Source organism: Candidatus Poriferisodalis sp. (assembly GCF_965208925.1).
Classification (GTDB): Bacteria; Actinomycetota; Acidimicrobiia; order Acidimicrobiales; family Poriferisodalaceae; genus Poriferisodalis.
In genome coordinates this window covers 1,213,125-1,235,096 of record NZ_OZ242364.1, presented here as the reverse complement: position 1 = coordinate 1,235,096, position 21,972 = coordinate 1,213,125, and the positions used below count along the sequence as shown (strand labels likewise).

Below are 21,972 nucleotides of genomic sequence, written 5' to 3'. Positions count from 1 at the left end.
CCAAGCATCGTTCGCCATTGCTGTCACACCCCATCGGTAGCCATGAACCCATGACGACGAAGCCGCCGCCGCTGACCCTGTTCGATGCATCCCAGTTCGAGTTCGAGACCGATCAGACAGCCAAGACGCCTAGTCGGGTTCAGTCCGCGGGGCTCCACATCGGTGGCTTCGCTGCCGCGGGATTGGCCCGGAGGGTCGTCGCCGACGCCGACGCGGCGAAGGCCCGCAGGCGCCGTGCGCGGGCGCGCCTGGCAAAGCGTCGCTACCTCGCCGACACCGATGGCTACGAGCGCATCGAGCAGACTCGCCGCGCCCTGCACCTCGTGGCCGACTGAATCACGTGGTCGCGGTCAGCGGCTGGGCGCCGGGCCCGACTGGCCCGCGCCGTCGTCGGTCGCGTCCCGACGCAAGGCAGCAGCAGCCATGTGCGCTCCGCCGATCTGGTGCGGGTTGATGACGCGATCGGCGCCTGCTTGGCGCAGCTTCGGCAATGCCTCCGGCGAGTTCGCTCTCGCCACGATGAACAGCTCTGGGCACAGCGCTCGGGCGCTCAAAGCGACATAGAGATTGTCGGCGTCTGAATCCAGGGCCACCACCAGCGCACTCGCCCGCTCGATGCCGGCGTCTTGCAGGGTGCTGTCGTGGGTGGCGTCGCCGGACAACATGTGCAGATCGCCGGAGTCGATGTCGGCGTCTTGGTCGATGAGCACCACCTCGGTGCCGGCATCGATCATGGCCTCGGCGATCGCCTGGCCGACTTGGCCGTAGCCGCAGATGACCGCGTGACCGGAAAGACTGTCGATGGAGCGCTGCATGCGCCGCCTCCTGATGTGGTCGTCGAGCCGTCCCTCGAACAGCATCTCAATCACGACGCCGATGGTGTAGAGCGACGTGCCGGTGCCGAGCAGGATGAGAGCGATCGTGAAGAGCTGGTAGCGCGCTCCTACGCCCGCCGGATCGCTGTAGCCGACGGTCGAGACAGTGATGACCGTCTGGTACAGCGCGTCGAGCGCTCCCAGCCCCAGCAGCACATAGCCGGTGGTGCCGGCCGCCAGGACGAACACGAGAACGGTGACCCCGACGACGAGCCGATCGACGGGTTCGAGACCTCCGGAAAACAGACGCCGCCGCGATGCCCTGCGAAGTCGCGGACCCTGGCGCGCCTGCCGCCGTCCCAACACGCCCTTCATCGATTGCACGCTATTGCGACCAGCGGACCGGGTCATGACTTCGACGATGCGCTGCCAGGTGGGCCTTCCCGCCGCCGAACCAATTGTTTCCCGCTCTTGTTCGCTGGCGCTCACGGGCCGCTCGGGCCACGGCTTCGCCTCTACGATGCAGCCGTGATGGTCTGGCTGGACTTGGAGATGACCGGACTGGATCATCGCCGCCATCGCATCGTGGAGATCGCGACGGTTATCACCGACGACTCGCTGGCAATCGTCGCCACCGGTCCGTCGCTGGTCATCGGGGCGACACGGGCAGATCTCGACGCGATGGACGCTGAAGTCCGCACGATGCACGAGGCGACGGGATTGCTCGACGAGATCGCGGTGTCGCAGATCAACGTGGCCGACGCGCAAGAGCGCACGCTCGCGTTTGTCAGCGAGCACGTTCCCGAGCCTCGCACCGCGCCGCTGTGCGGGAATTCGATCGGGACCGACCGACGCTTCCTCGACCAGTACATGCCCGCGCTGGAAGAGCACCTGCACTACCGGGTGGTCGACGTGTCGTCGATCAAGGAACTCGCCAAGCGCTGGCGGCCAGATGTCGCTGCGGCCTGGGCAGATCTGAGTCGATCCCGCTCCGGCACCACCAAGCACCGGGCTCTCGACGACGTGCTCGAGAGCATCGACGAACTGCGCTTTTACCGCGACCAGTGGCTCGAGCCGGGTGGAACCGGTTCGGCCGCCGAGGCGGCCGCGGAGTCCGACACAGAATCGAACGCTCCTTAGAAGGTTGGGGCGGCTCGCTAGTCTGCACCCCGTGTCACGCCCGACTCGCGAGGAGCAGATGCCGCCCGACGGCAAGATCACTGAACTCGCGCCCGACGTGCGCCGGTTGCAGCTGCCCATGTCGATGCCCGGTCTTGGACATGTGAACTGCTACATCCTCGACGACGATCGCGGCGCCGCCCTCGTCGATCCGGGCCTGCCGGGCCCGGCCAACTGGAAGGCGCTCATGGCCGGGCTGGCCGAAGCCGAGGTACCGCCCGAACGAATCCACTCGATCATCGTTACCCACAGCCACCCGGACCATTTCGGGGCTGCTGGACGCTTCCATCGGGAGTACGGCGCCGATGTGGTCACCCACCGTCGATTCCGGCTGTGGTGGGACACCGCGGACGAGGACGAAGAGGCGCTGGAGCCGGTGTCGTCCGACGGCGAGAACAACGAGCTCGTCGCCGACCCGGTGTACAGCGGGCGAGACACCGGTCCGGGCGGCCCCACGCCATGGGGCGGGCAGCACTACAAGATCCCGCTGCGCGCCAAGATCGGCTACTGGGCGATGCGCAACGGCTGGGGCAGTCGTTGGTTCGCCACGCCCCACCCCACCCATCGCGTCGAGGACGCTGACCGGATCAAGCTGGCGCGGCGCGAGTTCGTGGCGGTGCACACCCCCGGCCACACCATCGATCACCTGTGCCTCTTCGATCCCGAAGGCGGCCTGATGATCTGCGGCGACCATGTGCTGCCGACGATCACGCCGCACATCTCTGGCATCACCACCGCGCGCGACCCCCTGAAGGACTTTTTCTCGAGCCTGGACCGGGTTGCCAGCTTCGAGGGTGTCACCCTGGGCTTGCCGGCTCACGGCCAGCCGTTCACTGACCTGAGTGGACGTGTCGAAGACATCAAGCGCCACCACAACGAGCGGCTCGACCTGCTGCGCGAATCATCTGATCGCCTCGGCCGCGCTCCCGTGCAGGACTACATGAAGCAGCTGTTCAAGGAACGCTCGTGGGGTCCGATGGCAGAGTCGGAGACGTTCGCTCACCTCGAGCATCTGCGCTACATCGGCGAAGTCAGCGTCTCCCGGCGTGCCGATGACGTCCTCGAATACGAGTTCGACTGAAAATAACTTGACACGGCCTGCCGGGACGTGGTGCTGTTGGCGCCGCTGCGGCCTATCGTCGGGTATCCGCAGCTGGCCAGTTGCCCCGACCCTTTGTCCGATTGGATCCCCAATGTTCGACCACGGCGCCTACACCACAGCGCGTGCCTGCGGGTATCGCGTACCGGTGCCGGCAACTGGCGTGCGCTGTTGGCGGCCGGTCACGCGCATGCGGGAGCGCGGCACGGCCATCGGCCTGCTCGCGGCGGTGGGTCCCATGCCGATCATGTTCCAGCATGCGGTGCGCGGTCACGGTGCCAACCCGACGGCAACGACCAAGCGTCACCGCCTGCGGCCCTCGGAGTTTCTGATGTAGTCCACTGAGACACCAGAACTCTCCGAACGGCCGCTGGGACAACCCGGCGGCCGTTTTGCGTTTCCGGTGCATGCCCCGACACCACTGCCCCCGAATCACAACTGCTTCACAAGACACAGGAGAAAGCTCATGCTGGAACTGGTCATCGACAACACCGACAACACAGCGGCCCTCACCAATGAGGGCTGGCGCGCACGGGGTCGCTGCCGCGACCTCGTGGGCACCCTGACGCCGCTGTTCTTCTCGGAGAACTTCTACGAGATCGCCCGCGCCAAGGCCATCTGCTCGGCATGCCCGGTGGTGAGCGAGTGCTTCGACGCCGCCAAGGCACGCCACGAGCCGTGGGGCGTGTGGGGCGGCGAGCTCTTCGAGAACGGGCGGGTCTGCAAGGACAAACGCCCGCGCGGGCGGCCGCCCAGAAGCGGCCACCCGCAACTCAGGATCGAGGAGGTGCCTCTGCCTCCCGACTTGGCCCGCGCCTGAGTCTTCCCCTGCTCAGGCGCGTCCCCGAGACGGCCCGCCCCGGCGGACTGAAGCTGCCCGAAATGGGCGGCTGGCAGCCCCGGGGCGGGCCGTCGAGCGGTGATGCGATGCAGCCCTCGCTGCTTGTCGGCGCGGCCGCATTGCCGCTGCCGTCCTGAATCAATCGCCGCAAGGGGCACAAGTAGCCTCGCCCCTGCATGGAGTCACCGAGCGGCGCACGCTGGCGAGCACAGCTCAGAGGCTGGCGCGGCGGGTTGTTCGCCCTGCTCGGCCTCTACGCACTCGGTGCGACAGTCTTCCTGCTCGCGGGCGGCGGTCGACCCGCCATGACCTCACTAGTGGCGATGGAAGCCGAGGTCGAAGGCGGCGATGCTGCGGCCGATGCCAGCCAAGCCAGCTCAACTGACCCCGCCAGTACCGATGGGGCTGCAACTGATGCAGCCGGGTCGGTTTCCACAGCCGCCGCAGCGTCGGAACCGCCCCCGGCGTGCAACGACATTGACCCCGTCGACCACGACATAGATCCGAGCCTGACCGGCGTGCACGCGCTGGGCTTCGTGACGCTTGATGAACTGCCCGCAGCATTCGCCGGATATGAGGGCTGCCCGCTCATCGTGAACTTCTTCGCGTCATGGTGCGTGCCCTGTGTCACCGAGATGCCCGACTTCGAACGCTTCTGGAACACTCATGGTTCGCAGGTAGCAGTGCTGGGACTGGCAGCCAATGATCGGCTGGAAGACGCCATTGCTACGGTGGCCGACCGCGGTGTGACCTACCCCACCGGGCTCGACGAGGGTGAGCTGTTCATCGACTTCGGCGGACTGGGCATGCCCACCACAGTGTTCGTGTCCCCCCAAGGCGAGATCCTGGAAACGCACAGCGGTCTGCTCACCCTCGACGACATCACCACCCGAGCAGAGGAGCACTTCGGGCTGTAGGCCCGAAGAAAAGACACAGCGGGCTGTAGGCCCGAAGAAAGGACACAGCGGGCTATGAACGGGGCACGACTCACCTTCGCCTTCACTGCTGGCATCGTGGCCACGGTGAATCCGTGCGGCTTCGCGATGCTGCCCGCGTACCTGTCGTTCTTCTTGGGCATCGACCGCCGCGCCAGCGAGGGCAGCTCCCGCGCCGGTGTCGGGCGGGCACTGGCCACCGGCGCCGTCGTCACCACTGGCATCGTGGTGGTGTTCGGCATCGTCGGCATCGCGTTGTCGGCAGGCCTGAGTGCGCTGCGCGACTACGTCCCGTGGGCGGCCATCGTCATCGGTGCCGGACTCATCGCGCTCGGCGTCGCGATTCTCGCCGGCTTTCGCCTGACGGCGTACCTGCCGAAATTCGAGCGCGGTGCGGGGGGCCGCGACATGCGCTCGCTGTTCCTGTTCGGCGTCAGCTACGCCATCGCATCGGTGTCCTGCGGTCTGGCGACGTTCCTCGTCGTGGTCACGGCCTCAGCAGGCGACGACAGCTTCGTCGGCGGCATCGTGTCCTTCGTGCTGTACGCGCTCGGCATGGGCATGGTGCTGACGTCGCTGGCGGTCAGCTTGGCGCTGGCTCGTGGCTGGCTGCTGAGCAAGCTGCGAGTGCTCATGCGGTACACCGACACGATCGCTGCAGTTCTGCTGATCGCGGCGGGTGCGTTCACCATCTGGTACTGGTTCATCGACCTGACCGACCGCGGCGGCGACGGGCTGGTCGTGACCGTCGAACGCTGGAGCAGCAGCCTGAGCAACTGGGTGGCCTCGGTCGGCGGCGTGCGGCTCGGACTCATCATGAGCATCGTGCTCGCCATCGGCCTCATGGCGATGCTCGCGACCGGCCGTCGCAGCGAGACGGCATCAGCGGGCGATGGTGAACAATTCACCGACCCAGACCAAGCAGACAGTGCCGCCGAGGTGCTGAACTAAGCCGCTGTGGCACTGCACCTGAAGGACCGCACGCTCCTCGATGCGGAGCGGCCATTTGCCGAGCTGCTCGGCCGGCCAGGTGTGACCGAGGTGCTGCGACTCCGCTCGCGATTCGGTTTCATGGCCTTTCACGGAGGGTGGCTCGAAGAGGTCACCGACGACATCGCCTCGGCAGCCGCCGAGCGCAGCGGCGCCTCGGTGTACGCATGCCTGCAGGGCCCTGACGATCAGTGGCACCTGCCCAGCCACTGCTTCGATCCCATGGATTCGCCTGTGCTGCGCGAGTTCCTCGACCACGTCGATGTGGTGGTTGCGGTCCACGGTTTCGGCAGCCCGCGGCTGCTGCGGGCGGTGCTGCTGGGCGGGCGCAACCGCACGCTCGCGTCCCATGTCGCGGTCCACCTGATCGGACGGCTGCCGCACTACGAGATCCTTCACCGTCTCGACGACATCCCCAAGTCGCTGGCCGGCCAGCACCCGCGCAACCCGTGCAACCTGCCCCGCCACGGCGGCGTGCAGATCGAGCTGCCACCCCGCATCCGCGGCAAGAGCCCCATGTGGACAGGATTCCGCGGTCCCGGACGGGTGCCTCATCACGAGGCACTCATCGAAGGCCTCGCAGCTGCGGCCCGTGCCTGGACCCTCGACGCGCAGACATCGAACGGCGGTCCGGTGTCAGACGCCGAGCTGGTGACGGCAGGCTGATCGTCGTCCAGAGCGCGACATGAACACTCAGCGGCGCATCGTTGCCGCCGTCGCTGCAGCCGGCGTCGTCGGCGCCGCGGCTAGATGGGCATTCACGACACGACTCGACAGCGATTGGGCCCTGCTGATTGCCAACGTCATCGGCTGCGGCGTGGTCGGCTGGGTGACCGCTCGTCACGAGCTAGTCCGGCGCCGCAGGCCAGCCGGCGCGGGCATCGGAAGCGTGGGCCGAAACGACGCCGGCCCCTCGGTTGGTCTGACGATCGGTTTCTGCGGGGCGCTGACCAGCATGTCAGCACTTGCGCTACAGCTCGCCGGGCACCTCGACACCGGCCACGTCGCAACGGCAGGAGCGTGGCTCGGCCTGACGATTGCGGCCTGCACCGCGGCATTTGTCGTGGGCCGCTTCGCTGTGCTCGCGAACGCGAGGCGGCCATGACGACGCTGGTTGTGGCGGTGGGCTTCGGCGTGGCCGCCGCGGCGGGCACGGTGATGCGCTGGAGAATCAGCACCGCGCTCGGACCAGGCGGAACGATGCTCATCAACATCGCCGGCGCTTTCGCACTCGGGCTGCTCGCGAGCACATCGGGCGCTGCGGCAACCATCCTCGGCACCGCAGGCCTCGGCGCCCTCACCACCGTCTCGGGGATCCTTCCCGAGTCAGCTCGACTTTCCCGCGCCAGCCCGCTGCTGGCCTTCGGCTACATCTCCCTGACGATCACCGGCGCCACCGCGGCAGCCGCCGCCGGCCTCGCTCTCGCCTGACTTCCAGACGCAGGCTGCAATAGCTGCGGGACCTTTCAGGCGGGAGCTGCGATCTCGGTGAAGTTGAGCCAGGGGTGGAGCACTTCTGGCACCGCGATGGAGCCGTCGGGACGCTGGTGGTTCTCCATGATGAACACGAGCGTGCGGCCGACGGCGCATGCCGTGCCGTTCAGGGTGTGGACCAGCCCGTGGCCGTCGCCGTCGAACCAGCGGGTGCCGAGGCGCCGGGCCGAGTAATCGGTGTAGTTCGAGCATGAGGTGACCTCGCGGTAGGCACGCTCGGACGGCAGCCACACCTCGAGGTCGTACTTCTTGGCCGCCGCGGCGCCCAGGTCTCCGGCCGCCACGTTGATGACCCGGTAGGGCAGGTCGAGCGAGCCGACGATTTCTTCCTGGATGGCCCGAAGGGCCTCCAGCTCGTCCCAGCTCGCCTCGGAGTCGCAGAACGAGAACATCTCCACCTTGTCGAACTGGTGGACACGGAAGATGCCGCGGGTGTCCTTGCCGTGGGTGCCCGCCTCGCGCCGGAAGCACGACGAGAAGCCGGCGTACCGCAACGGCAATTCGGCCCGCGCCAGGCGCTCGCCCCGGTGCAGGCCTGCCAGCGCCACTTCGGAGGTGCCGATCAGGAACAGGTCGTCGCCGTCGATCTCGTACACCTGGTGGCGGTCGGCGGGGAAGAACCCGGCCTCGACCATCAGCTCCTCGCGCACCAGCACGGGCGGCACGACGGGCAGAAAGCCGTTGCGCTCCAGCACGTCCATGGTCCACTGCACCAGCGCAAACTCCAGCCGCACAGCGGCGCCTTTGATGTAGGCGAAGCGCGTGCCGCTGTTGCGAGCCCCGGCCTCGGAGTCGACCAGACCGCTGAGCGCACCGATCTCGGCATGGTCGTGGGCGGGTGGGTCGCCCCGCTCTCCCACCTCGCGCACCGTCTCGAAGTGCTCCTCGCCGCCGGAAGGCACATCTGCCGCAGCGGGGTTCGGCACCTGCAGCGCCAGGTCGGTGCGGCGCTCGGTGGCAGCACGCTCGTCGGCTTCGAGTCGTTCCACCGCTTCCTTGTGGCGAGCTGCCTCGGCGATCTTGGCCGGGCGGTCTTCGGGGGCACTGCGTCCGATCTCGCGCGACGCAGCATTCTGCGCTGCCCGCGCCTGCTCGGCCTGGTGGGTGATGGACCGCCATGCTTCGTCGGCCGCGAGCACCTCGTCGATGAACTCCGGCGCGGTGCCTTTGCGGACGGCCCCGTCCCGGTAGGCAGCGTCGTCTCGAAGCCGGCGGAGATCGATCACGCCGGGTGAAGCTACCGGCGTCTGGGCCCGCGCCGGATCGGCGGTGCTTGCGCACGTGCCCGTCGCCCGCAAGCATCGCCAGATGCCAGATCATGCGCCGGCCCCAGACCGGCACCTCCGCTTCGAAGCCTCTGACACGCCCCCGCTGCCGCTCACGGCCGGGCTGGGCCTGCAGTTCGCCATCCTCGCCATTGCCGGCATCGTGCTGACTCCTGCCATCGTTGTCCGCGCCGCTGACGGATCAGACGCGTACCTGGCGTGGGCGGTGTTCGCCGCCGCAGCGATCAGCGGCGTCAGCACCATCACCCAAGCAGTCCGGTTCGGACGCATCGGCGCGGGCTATGTGCTGCTGATGGGCACTTCCGGCGCCTTCATCGCGGTCTGCGTCACAGCGCTCGTCGACGGCGGGCCGGGGCTCTTGGCCACGCTGGTCGTGGCCTCGTCGTTGTTCCAGTTCCTGCTGGCTGCGAAGCTCTCACTGTTCCGGCGGCTGTTCACGCCGACCGTGGCCGGGACCGTGGTCATGCTCATCGCGGTCTCGGTGATGCCGCTCATCTTCGACATGGTGGCTGCATCGCCCGAAGACGCTGCCGCAGCGAGTGCGCCCGTCAGCGCCCTCGTGGCTGTCGGTGTCATAGTCGTGATCGCGCTGAAGGCCCGCGGGAGCCTCCGACTGTGGGCGCCGGTCATCGGCATCGTGGCCGGATCGGTCGTCGCGGCATTCTTCGGGCTGTACGACTTCGATCGGGTTGCCGAGGCGGGCTGGATCGGCCTGCCGGACGGCGGCTGGCCCGGGTTCGACTTCACGTTCGGTTCAGAGTTCTGGATCCTCTTGCCAGGTTTCGTGTTTGCCACCCTCATCGGTGCGATCGAGACCATCGGCGACTCGGTGGCCATCCAGCGGGTGTCCTGGCGGCGGCCCCGGGCAGTCGACTACCGGGCAGTGCAGGGCGCTGTCGCCGCCGATGGCACCGGCAACCTGCTGTCGGGCCTGGCGGGCACCGTGCCGAACACCACCTATTCGATGAGCATCTCGGTCACCGAGCTGACCGGTGTGGCGGCTCGCCGGGTAGGCGTGGCCATCGGCACCTTCTTCATCGTGATGGCATTCGTGCCAAAGGCACTCGCGGTGGTGATGGCGGTGCCCGACGCCGTCGTCGCGGCATACGCAACGATCCTGCTGGCGATGCTGTTCGTGACCGGCATGCAGATCGTCGTCGCCGACGCGACCGACTACCGCAAGGGGCTGATCGCGGGCTTCTCGTTCTGGATCGGCGTGGGCTTTCAGAACAACGTGATCTTCCCCGAGTATCTCGATGGGTTCGCGGGCGGCTTCCTCCAGAACGGCATGACGGCCGGCGGGCTGACCGCGATTGTCCTGACGCTGTTCACCGAGGTCGCCCAGGCACGCCCCCAGCGGCTCCGCTGCGAGCTGGCAACGTCGTCGTTGCCGCAGATTCGGGTGTTCTTGGGGCGCTTCGCCGACCGCACCGGCTGGAGCCGGGCGATGTCGGACCGTCTCGAGGCAGTCGCCGAGGAGTCGCTGCTGACGCTGACCGACGCCGGAGGGTCCCCCAGCGCTGGCGAGTCTCGCGCCCTGCGGCTGACATTGAGCAAACAGGACGGCCGGGCCGTACTCGAATTCGTCGCCGCGGCGAGCGAGGAGAACATCGAGGACCGGCTCGCGGTGCTCGATTCGGAAAGTGTGGAGCGGCCAGTCGAACGGGATCTTTCGCTTCGAGTGCTGCAGCATCACGCCGCATCGGTGCATCATCAGCAATATCACGAGGTGGATATCGTGACCGTCCACGTTGACGTGCCCGACCCGAGAGACTGAGCCTCATGACTGAACCGTCGTACGACGTCGTCTGGCCCGGAGCACCGTCAGGCATCGAGCAGCGAGAGCTGGCGCCGAGGCTCGACACGCTGACCGGCAAGCGGATCGGGTTCCTGTGGGACTACCTGTTCCGGGGCGATGAGCTGTTCCCGATTCTCGAGCGCGAACTCGCTGCCCGTTATGAGGGAGTGACCTTCGTCGGCTATGAGACGTTCGGCAACACCCACGGCGGCGACGAAGCCGCGGTCATCGACCGCCTGCCCGACTCGCTGCGATCACGAGCTGTCGACGCCGTCGTGTCGGGCATGGGCTGCTGAGGCAGCTGCACGCCCGCCGTGGCGCGGGCAGCGGTAGCAGCCGAGACCGCGGGAGTGCCGTCGGTCTCGATCGTGTGCGAGAGCTTCGACGGCCAAGCCGCCGCTACCGCACGGGGGTACGGCTTCGAGCAGCTTCCGGTGGCGCTCACCGTGGGCCACGTGGATGCCCAATCCGCCGCCCAGATGACAGCCAACTTCGTCAATCACACCGTGGACGCCGTCGTCGAAGGCCTGACCGGAGCGTCCGCCGAACGCAACGGAACAAACGGAGCGGCTGCGCTCGGCAATCGGGACATCGGCGATCCGGCTGCAGTGGACCCGCACAGCACGGCGATCAGCGGTTCGGTCGACGAGATCAACGACGCCTTCGCCGAGCGGGGCTGGTCCGACGGGCTGCCGATCGTGCCGCCGACGCGGGACCGTGTCGAGAGGTTCCTGGCAGGCACGGGCCTGGATCCCCAGCAATCGCTGGGCCTCGCCCGCACCACCGGCAGGAACATGACCGTGTGGTCGGTGGCCGCCAATGCCGTCATGGCGGGCTGCGAGCCGGCACACCTGGGCGTGCTGCTGGCCGCGGCGCGCATCCTTGCCGACCCGCACTACGGCGCAGAGCACTCGGGCAACACCACCGGCGCCGACGCCCTGATGATCCTGGACGGTCCGAATGCGGCAGCGCTCGGCTTCAACTCCGGTGTCGGCGCACTGCGCGACGGCGTGCGCGCCAACACCAGCGTCGGCCGCTGGCTGCGGCTCTACCAGCGCAACGTGTTCGGCTTCACCGCGGCTGAGCACGACAAGTCCACCTTCGGGAACTCGTTCCGTGTCGTGCTGTGCGAGGACCAAGCCACGCTGGCCGACATCGGCTGGGATCCCGTCAGCGCCGAGTTCGGCTATGGCCCTGACGACGACGTGCTGACCATGGCCCGCTTCAACAGCGGTGCCATCGTCGGCAGCGTGTTCGGCTCGACTCCTGACGAGATCGTGCCGTACCTTGCCGACGGCCTGGCGCGGATCACCGGATGGGACCTCGGTCACCTGTACGGCCTCGGCCGAATGCACTACCGGCCGCTGCTGGTGCTGTCACCGATCCTGGCGCGCACCTGCGCAGCAGCCGGCTGGACCAAAGCAAACCTGGCCGAGGCCCTGTTCGAACACGCTCGCATCCCGGCGTGGCGCTTCGAGAAGCTCATCGGCGAGTGGACCAACCTGGCAGCAGGCCGCCCCCGGCTCACCGATGTCGTCGCGGCCGGCGACTTGCCGTCGCAGTTTGCCGAATCGGACGACCCGGACCGCCTGGTGCCGATCGTCTCAGAGCCGGCGAAGTTCGTCATCGCCGTGGCAGGCGACGCGAACCGCACCAACGCCTACGTGTTCAGCCACGACGGCCCCCACGGCGACTACACCGCCGCAGCGGTCGAACACCTCGGCCGCAGCTGACGGCCGGCGGCGCTGCGCGTCGCGGCGGCTCAGCGATCAGCAGCTGAGGCCGGGACTGAGATCGCAGCCGGCTGGGTCGGTCCAGAACAGCATTGAGGTGCCCATCGCCGCGTAGACCGCGATAGCGAGCACCAGCCCTCCTACGAACATCCACGTGAACAGCTTGTTGTCGAAGCGCAGGTGCATGAAGTACGCCACGACGATCTGGAACTTGACGACCATCAGTATCAGCAGCAACGGCACTTCCAGCGGGCCGACCCTGTCATCGAAGAAGTAGATCAGCACTTCGGCCGCCGTGAGCACGGCCAGCAGCAGTGCGACCTTGATGTAGCCCCAGTCGCTCAGGCCGTGGTCATGGTCGTCGTGAGCCTCGTCGGAGGGGTGGAGCTCTTCGGATGCGGCTTCGGTGGCGGTGCTCATCGCTGCACTTCCTACGGGATCAGGTACACGACCGCGAAGATCACGATCCAGACGATGTCGACGAAGTGCCAGTACAGGCCGATGATCTCGACGGTCTCTGCTCGCTCAGGACCGATGATCCCTCGATTGATCATCGCCCACAGCGTGACCAGCATGATGATGCCCAGCGACACGTGGACGCCGTGGAAGCCGGTCAACGTGTAGAAGGCCGACGACGAGATGCTGACGGTGAAGCCGAGGCCTTCCCGGTAGAAGCTCGTGAACTCGTACACCTGACCGGCGATGAACACGGCACCCTGCGCTGCAGTGGTCAGCAGCCACAGCTTGCAGCGCTCCATCTCGCCCCTGGCGATCGCCGACACCGCGAGCACCATGGTGAGCGAGCTCATCAACAGCACGAACGAACTCACCGAGGTGAACGGGATGTCGAACAGATCGGCGGCTTTCAGCGACCCTTCGCCCGACAGCGGTTGACGGTTGCGCAGCAACAGGTAGGTCGAGATCAACGCCCCGAAGAGCAGGCAATCCGAACCCAGGAAGGTCCACATCGTCAGCTTCTCGTTGGACAGGCTCGTGGTGGGCGGGACGATCTCGTAGTCGTCCCACTCCGTGCGCGGGTAGGCGATCTGCGGTTCGTCGCCTTCGGCCGGTTCGACGGCGGCCGCTGTGCTGCCGGTCGTGGGGGTGTCAGTCACCGGCGGCCTCCCCGTTTGGGGTGCTGGCGGTCAGCACGCCGTTCCCGTCATCATGGCCGTCGGGGCTGTCGTCATGTTGCCCGCCACCATGATCATCGTCGTGGTCGCCATGCCCGTCGTGGCCGTGACCGTGACCCGCATCGGGATCGGTGGCCGGCTCGAGGGTCCAACCGAACATGGAACCGACCAGCAACAACAGCCCGATGCCGGCGATCCACAGGTTGTAGATCAGCCCGAACCCGATGAGCGGCATGCCCATCGCCAGCACGATCGGCCAGTACGACGGCGACGGCAGGTGCGGGTGCTGATCGCCGATCTGGGCGATGTCGTTGCCGTAGGCAATCCGTCGCAGCTTGCCGGTCTCGTCGGGCTGGTATTTCTTGTGCCAGAAGTCGTCGACATCGCTCACCACGGGCACGTAGTCGAAGTTGTGCTCGGGCACCGGCGAGGGAATGGCCCATTCCAGCGTGCGGCCGTCCCACGGGTCGGCTCCGGCCCCCGGCTCCAAACCCCGGCGGTGGCGGCCCCACGTGCGGAAGATGTTGACGGCCAGGATCACCATGGCAATGAGCATGAAGAAGTAGCCGATGGTGGCGATCTTGTTCCAGAACTCGAAACCGTCGAATTCCCCATAGACGCTGTGGCGCCGGGCCATCCCCTGCAGGCCCACGATGTGCATCGGCCCGAACGTGACGTTGAAGCCCAGCAGCATCAGCCAGAAGTGCCAGCGGCCCAGCCGCTCGTTGAGGTGGTAGCCGAACGCCTTGGGCCACCAGTAGTACATGCCGGCGAACATGCCCATGAGCGCGCCGCCCACGAGCACGTAGTGGAAGTGCGCCACGATGAAGTACGTGTCGGTCTGCTGGGTGTCGGCGGGCGCGATCGCATGCATGACGCCGGACAAACCGCCGATCGTGAACATGGCTACGAGCGACACCGAGAACATCATCGGCACGGTGAAGCGGACCTTGCCCGCCCACATGGTCGCGATCCAGTTCAGGATCTTCACGCCCGTCGGCACCGCGATGAACATGGTGGTCGCCGAGAACGCCGCCACCGAGACCGGCCCCATGCCCGAGGTGAACATGTGGTGCGCCCACACGCCCCATCCCATGAAGCCGATGGCCGCACCCGACAGCACCACGATCGGGTAGCCGAACAGCGGCTTGCGGCTGAACACCGGCAGCGTCTCGGACACCACGCCGAATGCCGGCAGGATCAGGATGTAGACCTCCGGATGGCCGAATATCCAGAACAGGTGCTGCCAGAGCAGGGCATCGGCACCCGCGTCGACATTGAAGAAGTTGGCATCGAAGGTTCGATCGAACGTCAACAGGATCAGCGCCACCGTGATGACCGGCAGGGCGAACACCAGCAGGAACTGCACCACCAGGATCATCCAGGTGAACACCGGCATGCGCAGCAGGCTCATGCCCGGGCAGCGCATGTTGATGATGGTCACCAGCAGGTTGATGGCACCCAGCAGCGAGGCGATGCCGGCAATCTGCAGGCCCAAGGCGTAGAAGTCCATGCCGTGGCCAGGGCTGTAGGCCATGCCGGTGTTGGGCGCATAGGCGAACCAGCCGCCGTCGGCGCCGCCGCCCAGGAACCAGCTGAGATTCAGGAAGATGCCGCCGAAGAAGAAGATCCAGAGGCCCAGCGCGTTCATGCGCGGGAAGGCCACGTCCCTGGCGCCTATCTGCAACGGCACGAGATAGTTCGCGAACGCGTTCGCCAGCGGCATGATCACCAGGAAGACCATGGTGACGCCGTGCATGGTGAACAGCTGGTTGTAGAAGTCGGCGCTGATCACCTCGCCGTCAGGCGCCCACAGCTGCAGGCGCACCAGCCCGATCTCGAGGCCGCCGATCAGGAACCAGAACAGCGCGAGGGCGCCGTACATGATCCCGATCTTCTTGTGGTCCACCGTGAAGAGCCACTCGCGCCAACCGGTCGCGTGCGTGGGACGAGCGAAGACGCCGGTACGCGGGGAGTCGTCGTGATCGGAGGTGCCGTCAGCCACCTCGAGCTCGGTGCCCGGTCCAGAGCTGTCCGGCAGATCAGGGCTTTCCGGCTGATCGGTGATGATTGCCATCAGGTCGTCCTCCTCAGCCTGCGCCGGCGTTCGTCGCGGGCAGCACCGGCTCGCTGCCAAGGGTCTGCAAGTAGGCCATCAGGTTGTCGAGGTCTTGATCGGTCAACACCTCGGAGAAATCCAGCATGCCCTGCTGGTTGTCGGCACGAGCCGGCTTCATGTCGGGCGCGTTGCGCACCCACTCACGCAGCTCGGCAAGGTTGAGCTTGAGACTTCCGTCGGGATTGCGCAGGTATTCCCCGTCGGGCCCGGTCTGGTAGGTCTCGTACAGCGCTCCGGCAAAGGCCGTGCGGCTCATCAGGTTGGTGAGATTCGGTGCGATGCCCGCGAGCAGGTTCGCATTGCCGCCGGCTGCGCTCTCGTAGGCGCCGTCGACGACATGGCAGCTGATGCAATGGGTCTCGAACAGCGCCGCACCGGCAGCTTCGGGTGACTCCTCAGCAGGCGCCGCTTGCGCCGCCTCCTTGCCGGCGAGCTGTTCTTGCACCCAGCGATCGAAGTCGGCGGGAGTGAGCACGATGGTGCGCATCTGCATGTTGGCGTGGCTGAGCCCGCAGAACTCCACGCACTCGCCGTAGAAGATGCCCGGCTCGTCGGAGCTGATCCGCCACTCGTGTATCCGGCCGGGGACAGCGTCTTTCTTGCCGTTCAGCTGGGGGATCCAGAACGAGTGGATGACATCGTTGGAGTGGATCTCGAGGTTGACCTCTTCCCCGGTCTGGATCACCAGGTCGTTCGCGGTGACGATGTCGTAGTGGCCGTCTTCGTCGAGGTCGTAGCTGAACTGCCACCACCACTGCTGGCCCTCGACCTTGATGGTGCGCCCGTCTCCTTCGGAGGCGAGCGCGAACACCGTCGGCAGCGTGTAGATCGTGAGGAACACCAGCATCGCCGTCGGGATGAGCGTCCAAGTCAACTCGGCCTTGCGATTGCCGTGGATCTGCGGCGGCAGGTCGTCGGGGTCATCGGTGGGCTTGGCCCGGAACTTCACGATGATCACGGCAACAGCGGCAGCCACGAAGATGCCGACGCCGACCGCCATCCAACCCGACAGGCGCATGAGGCCGTCGATGTCGCGGGCTTCTTCGCCGATCGGCTTGGTGGCATCGAGGCGACCGGTGGCGCAGCCCGCCAGCAGCAAACCCAGCAGCGCCAGTATGGCCACGAAACAGCGTCGAGCGAAGCGAGCGCCCATCACTCGTGCCCTCCGTCCGATTCGCTCATCTCGCCTGATCCGCCGGCGCCATGATCGTCGGCCTCACTGTGACCATCTGCTTCGGCGTGGCCGCCATGGTGATGGAACTCACGCTCGCCGATCACGGCTGAGGTGATGCCCGCGACGATGAGCGCAACGCCGCCCAGCACCAGCATGGACGCCGTGACGGCGCGTCGTATCTGCGGCTTCGCGTACACGACGAAGGCGAACGCCAAGATCACCGCCGCGATGACGATTGCCGCAAAGCTCGCCGCCGTCTTGCTGACGGTCAGGAAGATGCGAGAAGCGAGCACCACCGGTATGGCGATGCCCAGCGCGCCGTAGAGCGAGATCTCAAAGGGCCGCAGCAGCCGTGCGCGTTCGATCGCATTCGACTCTGCATCGGTGGACAGGTGCTCCGCCCATGCGCTCATGGTCCACTCGATGGCGGAGATCAGCAACAACGCCACGCCCGCAATGGTGAGCAGTGAGTCGGTCACCAGCCCCACCATGAGCACGCCCATCCCGACCGCTGCCATGATCGGCCAGTACGCCGGGGTGGCGCGATGGACGTGCGAGTGCTCCCGGTCGAGCGAGTCGCCGTCGCCCACCGTCAGCGCCAGGGCGAACAGCAGGGCGAAGGCCCCGGCAGCCACGCCGAGCACGATCGTGGCGTACATGACCACGTGACCGGTGCCGTCCATGCCCGTGAGCACGCCCACCGCCACCGCGGCTGCGGCCGCCAACGCGATGCGCCCGGCGAAGTACCTGCTGGCGATGCCGACCATCGATCCCCTACTTCACCACGTACACGACGTACCAGGTGGCGGCCCACGCAAGTACGGCGAAGTCCCAGAAGAAGACCGCTGAGCCCAGCGGCGTCGAACGGTCGCGGCCCACACTGCCGCCCAGCGAACGGAGCGTCATCAAGCCCAGGTAGAACATCCCCACGATCAAGATGGCCAGCGAGAGCCCGGTGACCGCGAACGCCAGGGTCGCCCATTCGCTCGAGCCGATCTCGAGTTCCATTCGGTTCAGGCTGAACATCACCATGTTGAAGAAGGCCAGCCCCATCACCAGGGTGAGCGCCATGCCCACCCAGGTGTGACCGCGTTCGCCGCGGCCGCTGGCCCACACCGCCCAGTGCGCCGTGACGACGGAGACCAGCAGGGTGATGAGCGCGTAGACGAGCTGCGGATTCGGCACCGACTGGCCGGCGAGCCAGTCGTGGCCGGGGTCGATTCCCGATGCATGCCGCCGCGCCATGTAGTGGCCCAGTGCGCCGGCGACCGCCATGGCCCCGGCCGCGATGGCGAAGCCGGTGCCGACGAGCTGGCTGCGGGGGCGCGGCGGCGGGCCGGGAACGCTGTAGCGCCCCGGCTGCGGAGCTTCGACGGCGGTCGTCGTGTCTGCCATCAGGCCGGCACCTCTTCCGCTTCGCGTTCGGCTGCGGCCCCGGTTCCGTTGAACCCGTTCGGGTTGAGTTCGGCGTCGAGCAAGGGAGTTCCCGAGGTGAGTTCGGGCAGGGCAGCAGCGGGACCGAGCGGGGGCGGCGAGGGCAGCAGCCATTCCGGTGTCAGCCCGTCCCACGGGTCGGCCTCGGTTTCGGCGCCCTTGCGCAAGGCCACGCTCACGAGCAGGTTCAGCACTACGAGCGCCACCCCGGCCAGCACGATGACGACGCCGACTGCGCCGAGCGCCGACAGGCCTTCAGCGCCCGCATCGTCGACCTGACCGGCATAGCGAGTAGTGAGCAGCGGCGCGCCGTAGACGAACTGCGGCTGCTCGGTGAAGACGCCTGACAGCGTCGGGCCCAGCCATGTCAACAGGGCGCCGCCGCCGATCGCCAGGAGGCTGGCGAACCCGGCAAGCTCAGACAGCCGTCGGCCCCAGATCTTGGGTGCCCACCAGTGCAGCGCAGCCAGCCCGCCGAGCAGCCCGGCGCCGTAGATGAGCAGGCTCTGCTGGCCGGTGACCCAAGTGGTGAATCGCAGCGGAGCATTCCCATCGGTGCCGCGTCCCGCGATCTGCAACCAGTCCACGCCGGCGCCGATCAGGCCCACCAGCGCCGCCACGGCGATCAGCGTTCCCGCGCCGAACGCAGCCACCACCGCCGTGTTGGGCCGCGTCAGCGATACTGCGCCGCTGCGAGGCCGCGGCCGGTTACGGCTCTGCCACAACGTGAATCCGAGCAGCGCCAGCAAGCCCGAGACTCCTGCGAGGGCGCCCGCATACAGGCCGACCAGCACGATGCCCTCGAGACCGTCGACGATGTCGGCGCCCTCATCGGTGATGCCGAAGTTGGCCCACGCGCCGAAGCCGAAGAGCCCGACAAGTCCCATGGTGAAGTAGAGCGCCAGCGGTTCGAAGACCCAGCGGCGTGCGGCGGCCAGCATGATCTCGGCGACCACGCCGAGCACCGGCACCACGTAGATGAACAGCTGCGGCGTGCGGTACATCCAGTCGATGCGCGACCAGATGCCGTAGTTGCCGCCCAGGAAGCGGGGACCGTAGCGGTGCTCGATGTAGAGAATGACGATCTGGCCGAGCACCACGCCGAGGCTGACCACGAGCATCGACGCAGTGACGAGCGCCGACCAGGCGAACGGCGGGGTGCGGTCCATGTACATGCCCGGCGCACGCATGGTGAGCGTGGTGACGGCAACACAGATCGCGCCGGTGAGCAGCGAGATCACGAGCCCCGCGACGGCCAGCAGGTGCAGGTCGACCCCGTCAGAGAAACCGCCCCCGGGACCGCCGTTGGCGACATACGCCCCCACCAGCACGCCCGCCGACACCAGCCAGCCCCAGAACGACAGGGCGGCTGCACGCCCGAAGGCCACGATCGGCGCTCCCACCTGCAGCGGCACCACATAGATGGCGATGCCCAGGAACAGCGGGATGAGCATGCCGAACACCAGGGCATCCCGGGTGAACGTGAAGACCTGCACGAACGAGCCGGCGCTCAGGACGGTGTGCCCGCTGGACGAGGCCAGGTCGAAGCGCACGAGCAGATCTGCGACCAGGCCGGCCAAGGCGAACAGCAGCGAGCAGGCGATGAACAGCCGGCCGATGCGCTTGTGGTCGGCGGTGTTGAGCCAGCCGAACGCCGTCGGGTCTTCTGCCGGTGTGGTCCCGGCAGATCCCCCCGAATGCGTCGCTTCGGTAGTGGCGTCGGTCATGCGGCGATGTGGTTCCCGAACTCGGCTGGCAGCGCCGCTTTGGGGCGACGCCAACGGCGCACTCTAGCGACCCGCAGCCCCCTCAACCAGATTGTTCGCCCCGCTCCTTCCCGCTCTTGTTCGCTGCGCTCACGGGCCGCTCGGGCCACGGCTTCGCCGAGCGGCTCAGCCTCTGGCTTCATTACCAGCTGAGCCGAACGACCACGTCGACAGCCATCGCCGCGAACAGCAGCCCCAGGTACGCGATCGAGGTGTGGAACACGCGCATCGCGGTCTGGGGTGTCAGCGCGCGCCACAGCGTCACCAGCTGCCATCCGAACGCGCCTCCGCCGGCCAACGCGACTGCCCAGTACAGGCCTCCGGCGCCGGCAGCCACGGCGAACCACAGCGACAGCGCGATCACCGCAAGGGTGTGCAGCGTCATCTGCACCAGCACGGAACGCTCGCTGGCCACCGACGGCAGCATCGGCACTTCAGCGCTGTCGTAGTCGTCGGCATAGCGAATGGCCAGCGCCCAGAAATGCGGGGGCGTCCAGAAGAAGACGATCGCGAACGCGATCCAAGCCTCGAGCGACAGCGTGCCGGTCACGGCCGCCCAGCCGACGAGTACCGGCGCAGCGCCGGCCGCCCCGCCGATGACGATGTTCTGGGCTGACGAACGCTTCAGCCACAGCGTGTAGACGAACACGTAGAACAGGCACGCAGCCAGCGCGAGCCCCGCTGCCAGCAGATTGGCGCCCCACCACAGAATCCCGAATGCTGCCGCTTCGAGCACCACGCCGTAGATCAGTGCAGCGCGCGGGGTCACCGTGCCGACCACCAATGGGCGGTGGGCCGTGCGTTCCATCGTCGCGTCGATGTCGCGATCGATGTACATGTTGAATGTGTTGGCGCCCGCTGCGGACAGCGTGCCGCCGACGACGGTGAACAGCATCAGTGCCACGGAGGGCACGCCGCGCTCGGCCACGAACATCGGCGGCACCGTCGTCACCAGCAGCAGCTCGATGATGCGCGGCTTGGTGAGCGCGACGTATCCCCGCAATGTTGATCCACGCAGTGTTGGGCGCAGCGCCGCCAGCATTGCTGTGAGGCTACGCGTCGCCCCTAACGTTTCAGCGTGAGATTGCCGGACCCGTCGCCGCCGCAGGGGCGCAGGCTGAATCCGATGCGCCCGCGAGGGCGCAGGCTGTACGTCACTCCCGAGCGTTTCGCCGTGATCGCGCGCTGGGCCCTGTGGTCCCTCGTGGCGATCGTGATCACCGGATCGCTCGTGCGGCTCACGGGCAGCGGCTTGGGATGCAGCGACTGGCCCAACTGCGAGCCCGGTGAGTTCGTACCGGCGGCGGACTTTCACGGCTGGGTGGAATTCGGCAACCGCATGGTGACTGGCTTGGTGTCAGCCGCTGTCGTCGTGGCTGTGGCGGCATCGTGGTGGCGGCTGCCGCGCCGCGGCGACTTGGTGTGGTGGTCGCTGGGCCTGGTGGCCGGCGTGATCTTCCAGATCGGTCTCGGCGCCGTGACTGTGCTGACGCACCTGTCCCCGCCGATCGTGATGTCGCACTTTCTGGCGTCGCAGGTGCTGGTGTCGGCCGCGGTCGTCTTGCAGCATCGAGCATCGTGGGAATCGCCGCCCGGTGGTGAGGGCACGATGCGGCTGCCGACCCAGGTCCGGACACTCGCATGGCTGGCCGCGACGCTCACGGCTGCGGCCCTGTGGACCGGGACAGTGGTGACCGGCACCGGACCGCACGGCGGTGACGAGCATGTCGAGCGCCTGCAGTTCGCCTTGCCGTCGGTGGCCCGCATTCACGGCATCACAGTGGCAGTCCTGGCTGCGGCCGTCTTGCTGCTCGCCTTGCAGGTGCGACGGCTGGCTGCGACGCAACAGGCCGGCGCGACGACCGAGCTCGGCCGGCGCGTTCGGATCGTGATCGGCGTGATGGCTGTGCAGGCAGCGATCGGGTACGTGCAGTACTTCAATGAGCTGCCCGTGCTGCTGGTGGCGCTGCATGTCGTCGGCGCGACGCTGCTCACGATCATGGTGACTCGCCTGCTGCTCGCAGCAGAGACTGGACGGCGCGCCTCAGCGGAGCCTGGCGTCGCCGGTTCGGTTGGCATCGCGGGGCGCGGCTTCCCAGAATGAACCCGTGAGCTCGACCGCTCCAGCTGTGGCACCCCGGCTAGCGCAAGCGCCAGCCCTGTCACCGCGGCTAGC

The 21,972-nt window shown here is 67.3% G+C and carries 23 protein-coding genes; 13 read left to right on the top strand and 10 right to left on the bottom strand.

Annotated features, from left to right (window positions below; all coding sequences use genetic code 11):
• Positions 1 to 50 precede the first annotated feature (50 nt).
• Positions 51 to 335, top strand: a complete 285-nt coding sequence (locus ACOGI5_RS05425) for a hypothetical protein (RefSeq protein ID WP_419863431.1) — start codon at positions 51 to 53, stop codon at positions 333 to 335.
• Positions 336 to 350: 15 nt separating this feature from the next.
• Here the strand turns inward: ACOGI5_RS05425 and ACOGI5_RS05420 are convergent, their stop codons facing one another.
• Complete coding sequence (locus ACOGI5_RS05420) at positions 351 to 1,190, bottom strand: potassium channel family protein (RefSeq protein WP_419863430.1); 840 nt, start codon at positions 1,188 to 1,190, stop codon at positions 351 to 353.
• Positions 1,191 to 1,346: 156 nt separating this feature from the next.
• Here ACOGI5_RS05420 and orn point away from each other — a divergent pair, with 156 nt between their 5' ends.
• From orn to ACOGI5_RS05375, 9 genes are all read left to right on the top strand, one after another.
• The gene (gene orn, locus ACOGI5_RS05415; protein WP_419865438.1) at positions 1,347 to 1,955 is read left to right on the top strand and encodes an oligoribonuclease; all 609 of its coding nucleotides are present in this window, start codon (positions 1,347 to 1,349) and stop codon (positions 1,953 to 1,955) included.
• A 31-nt stretch (positions 1,956 to 1,986) separates the two neighbouring features.
• Positions 1,987 to 3,075, top strand: coding sequence for an MBL fold metallo-hydrolase (locus tag ACOGI5_RS05410; RefSeq protein WP_419863429.1), 1,089 nt, complete (start codon positions 1,987 to 1,989; stop codon positions 3,073 to 3,075).
• A gap of 112 nt (positions 3,076 to 3,187) precedes the next feature.
• Positions 3,188 to 3,430, top strand: coding sequence for a hypothetical protein (locus ACOGI5_RS05405; protein WP_419863428.1), 243 nt, complete (start codon positions 3,188 to 3,190; stop codon positions 3,428 to 3,430).
• 129 nt (positions 3,431 to 3,559) lie between these two features.
• Positions 3,560 to 3,913 carry a WhiB family transcriptional regulator gene (locus ACOGI5_RS05400; protein WP_419863427.1) on the top strand — a complete coding sequence of 118 codons (354 nt, stop codon included), beginning with the start codon at positions 3,560 to 3,562 and terminating at the stop codon, positions 3,911 to 3,913.
• A 197-nt stretch (positions 3,914 to 4,110) separates the two neighbouring features.
• Positions 4,111 to 4,851 carry a TlpA family protein disulfide reductase gene (locus ACOGI5_RS05395; protein WP_419863426.1) on the top strand — a complete coding sequence of 247 codons (741 nt, stop codon included), beginning with the start codon at positions 4,111 to 4,113 and terminating at the stop codon, positions 4,849 to 4,851.
• 54 nt (positions 4,852 to 4,905) lie between these two features.
• Positions 4,906 to 5,820, top strand: coding sequence for a cytochrome c biogenesis CcdA family protein (locus ACOGI5_RS05390; protein WP_419863425.1), 915 nt, complete (start codon positions 4,906 to 4,908; stop codon positions 5,818 to 5,820).
• Positions 5,821 to 5,826: 6 nt separating this feature from the next.
• The gene (locus ACOGI5_RS05385) at positions 5,827 to 6,525 is read left to right on the top strand and encodes a poly-gamma-glutamate hydrolase family protein (protein ID WP_419863424.1); all 699 of its coding nucleotides are present in this window, start codon (positions 5,827 to 5,829) and stop codon (positions 6,523 to 6,525) included.
• A gap of 19 nt (positions 6,526 to 6,544) precedes the next feature.
• On the top strand, positions 6,545 to 6,964 hold the full coding sequence (locus ACOGI5_RS05380; RefSeq protein ID WP_419863423.1) for a fluoride efflux transporter FluC: 420 nt from the start codon (positions 6,545 to 6,547) through the stop codon (positions 6,962 to 6,964).
• On the top strand, positions 6,961 to 7,290 hold the full coding sequence (locus ACOGI5_RS05375) for a CrcB family protein (RefSeq protein WP_419863422.1): 330 nt from the start codon (positions 6,961 to 6,963) through the stop codon (positions 7,288 to 7,290). The genes ACOGI5_RS05380 and ACOGI5_RS05375 overlap by 4 nt, the downstream gene beginning before the upstream one ends.
• Before the next feature lie 35 nt (positions 7,291 to 7,325).
• On the opposite strand, the gene serS is transcribed toward ACOGI5_RS05375, so the two are convergent.
• Entirely contained in the window at positions 7,326 to 8,579 is a 1,254-nt protein-coding gene (serS, locus tag ACOGI5_RS05370; protein ID WP_419863421.1) for a serine--tRNA ligase, read from the bottom strand.
• Between the two features lie 82 nt (positions 8,580 to 8,661).
• Between serS and ACOGI5_RS05365 the strand changes: the two genes are divergently transcribed.
• A complete protein-coding gene (locus ACOGI5_RS05365; RefSeq protein ID WP_419863420.1) occupies positions 8,662 to 10,416 on the top strand; it encodes a uracil-xanthine permease family protein in 1,755 nt (584 codons plus the stop codon).
• A 5-nt stretch (positions 10,417 to 10,421) separates the two neighbouring features.
• On the top strand, positions 10,422 to 12,170 hold the full coding sequence (locus ACOGI5_RS05360) for a UGSC family (seleno)protein (protein ID WP_419863419.1): 1,749 nt from the start codon (positions 10,422 to 10,424) through the stop codon (positions 12,168 to 12,170).
• Positions 12,171 to 12,206: 36 nt separating this feature from the next.
• Here the strand turns inward: ACOGI5_RS05360 and ACOGI5_RS05355 are convergent, their stop codons facing one another.
• The 8 genes from ACOGI5_RS05355 to ACOGI5_RS05320 all read right to left on the bottom strand — a co-directional run bounded on the left by ACOGI5_RS05355 (position 12,207) and on the right by ACOGI5_RS05320 (position 20,838).
• On the bottom strand, positions 12,207 to 12,590 hold the full coding sequence (locus tag ACOGI5_RS05355) for a cytochrome C oxidase subunit IV family protein (RefSeq protein WP_419863418.1): 384 nt from the start codon (positions 12,588 to 12,590) through the stop codon (positions 12,207 to 12,209).
• 11 nt (positions 12,591 to 12,601) lie between these two features.
• Positions 12,602 to 13,285: a cytochrome c oxidase subunit 3 gene (locus ACOGI5_RS05350; RefSeq protein ID WP_419863417.1), complete on the bottom strand. Its 684-nt coding sequence runs from the start codon at positions 13,283 to 13,285 to the stop codon at positions 12,602 to 12,604.
• Entirely contained in the window at positions 13,278 to 15,380 is a 2,103-nt protein-coding gene (locus ACOGI5_RS05345; protein ID WP_419863416.1) for a cytochrome c oxidase subunit 4, read from the bottom strand. The genes ACOGI5_RS05350 and ACOGI5_RS05345 overlap by 8 nt, the downstream gene beginning before the upstream one ends.
• Positions 15,381 to 15,393: 13 nt before the next feature.
• Positions 15,394 to 16,545 carry a cytochrome c oxidase subunit II gene (coxB, locus tag ACOGI5_RS05340; protein ID WP_419863415.1) on the bottom strand — a complete coding sequence of 384 codons (1,152 nt, stop codon included), beginning with the start codon at positions 16,543 to 16,545 and terminating at the stop codon, positions 15,394 to 15,396.
• Positions 16,546 to 16,574: 29 nt separating this feature from the next.
• A complete protein-coding gene (locus ACOGI5_RS05335; RefSeq protein ID WP_419863414.1) occupies positions 16,575 to 17,363 on the bottom strand; it encodes a hypothetical protein in 789 nt (262 codons plus the stop codon).
• 7 nt (positions 17,364 to 17,370) lie between these two features.
• Positions 17,371 to 17,991: a cytochrome c oxidase subunit 3 gene (locus ACOGI5_RS05330; protein WP_419863413.1), complete on the bottom strand. Its 621-nt coding sequence runs from the start codon at positions 17,989 to 17,991 to the stop codon at positions 17,371 to 17,373.
• Entirely contained in the window at positions 17,991 to 19,757 is a 1,767-nt protein-coding gene (locus ACOGI5_RS05325; RefSeq protein ID WP_419863412.1) for a cbb3-type cytochrome c oxidase subunit I, read from the bottom strand. Before ACOGI5_RS05325 ends, ACOGI5_RS05330 begins: the two co-directional genes overlap by 1 nt.
• A 181-nt stretch (positions 19,758 to 19,938) precedes the next feature.
• On the bottom strand, positions 19,939 to 20,838 hold the full coding sequence (locus ACOGI5_RS05320; RefSeq protein WP_419863411.1) for a heme o synthase: 900 nt from the start codon (positions 20,836 to 20,838) through the stop codon (positions 19,939 to 19,941).
• Positions 20,839 to 20,874: 36 nt separating this feature from the next.
• Here ACOGI5_RS05320 and ACOGI5_RS05315 point away from each other — a divergent pair, with 36 nt between their 5' ends.
• A complete protein-coding gene (locus ACOGI5_RS05315; protein ID WP_419863410.1) occupies positions 20,875 to 21,900 on the top strand; it encodes a COX15/CtaA family protein in 1,026 nt (341 codons plus the stop codon).
• The last annotated feature ends 72 nt before the right edge of the window (positions 21,901 to 21,972 follow it).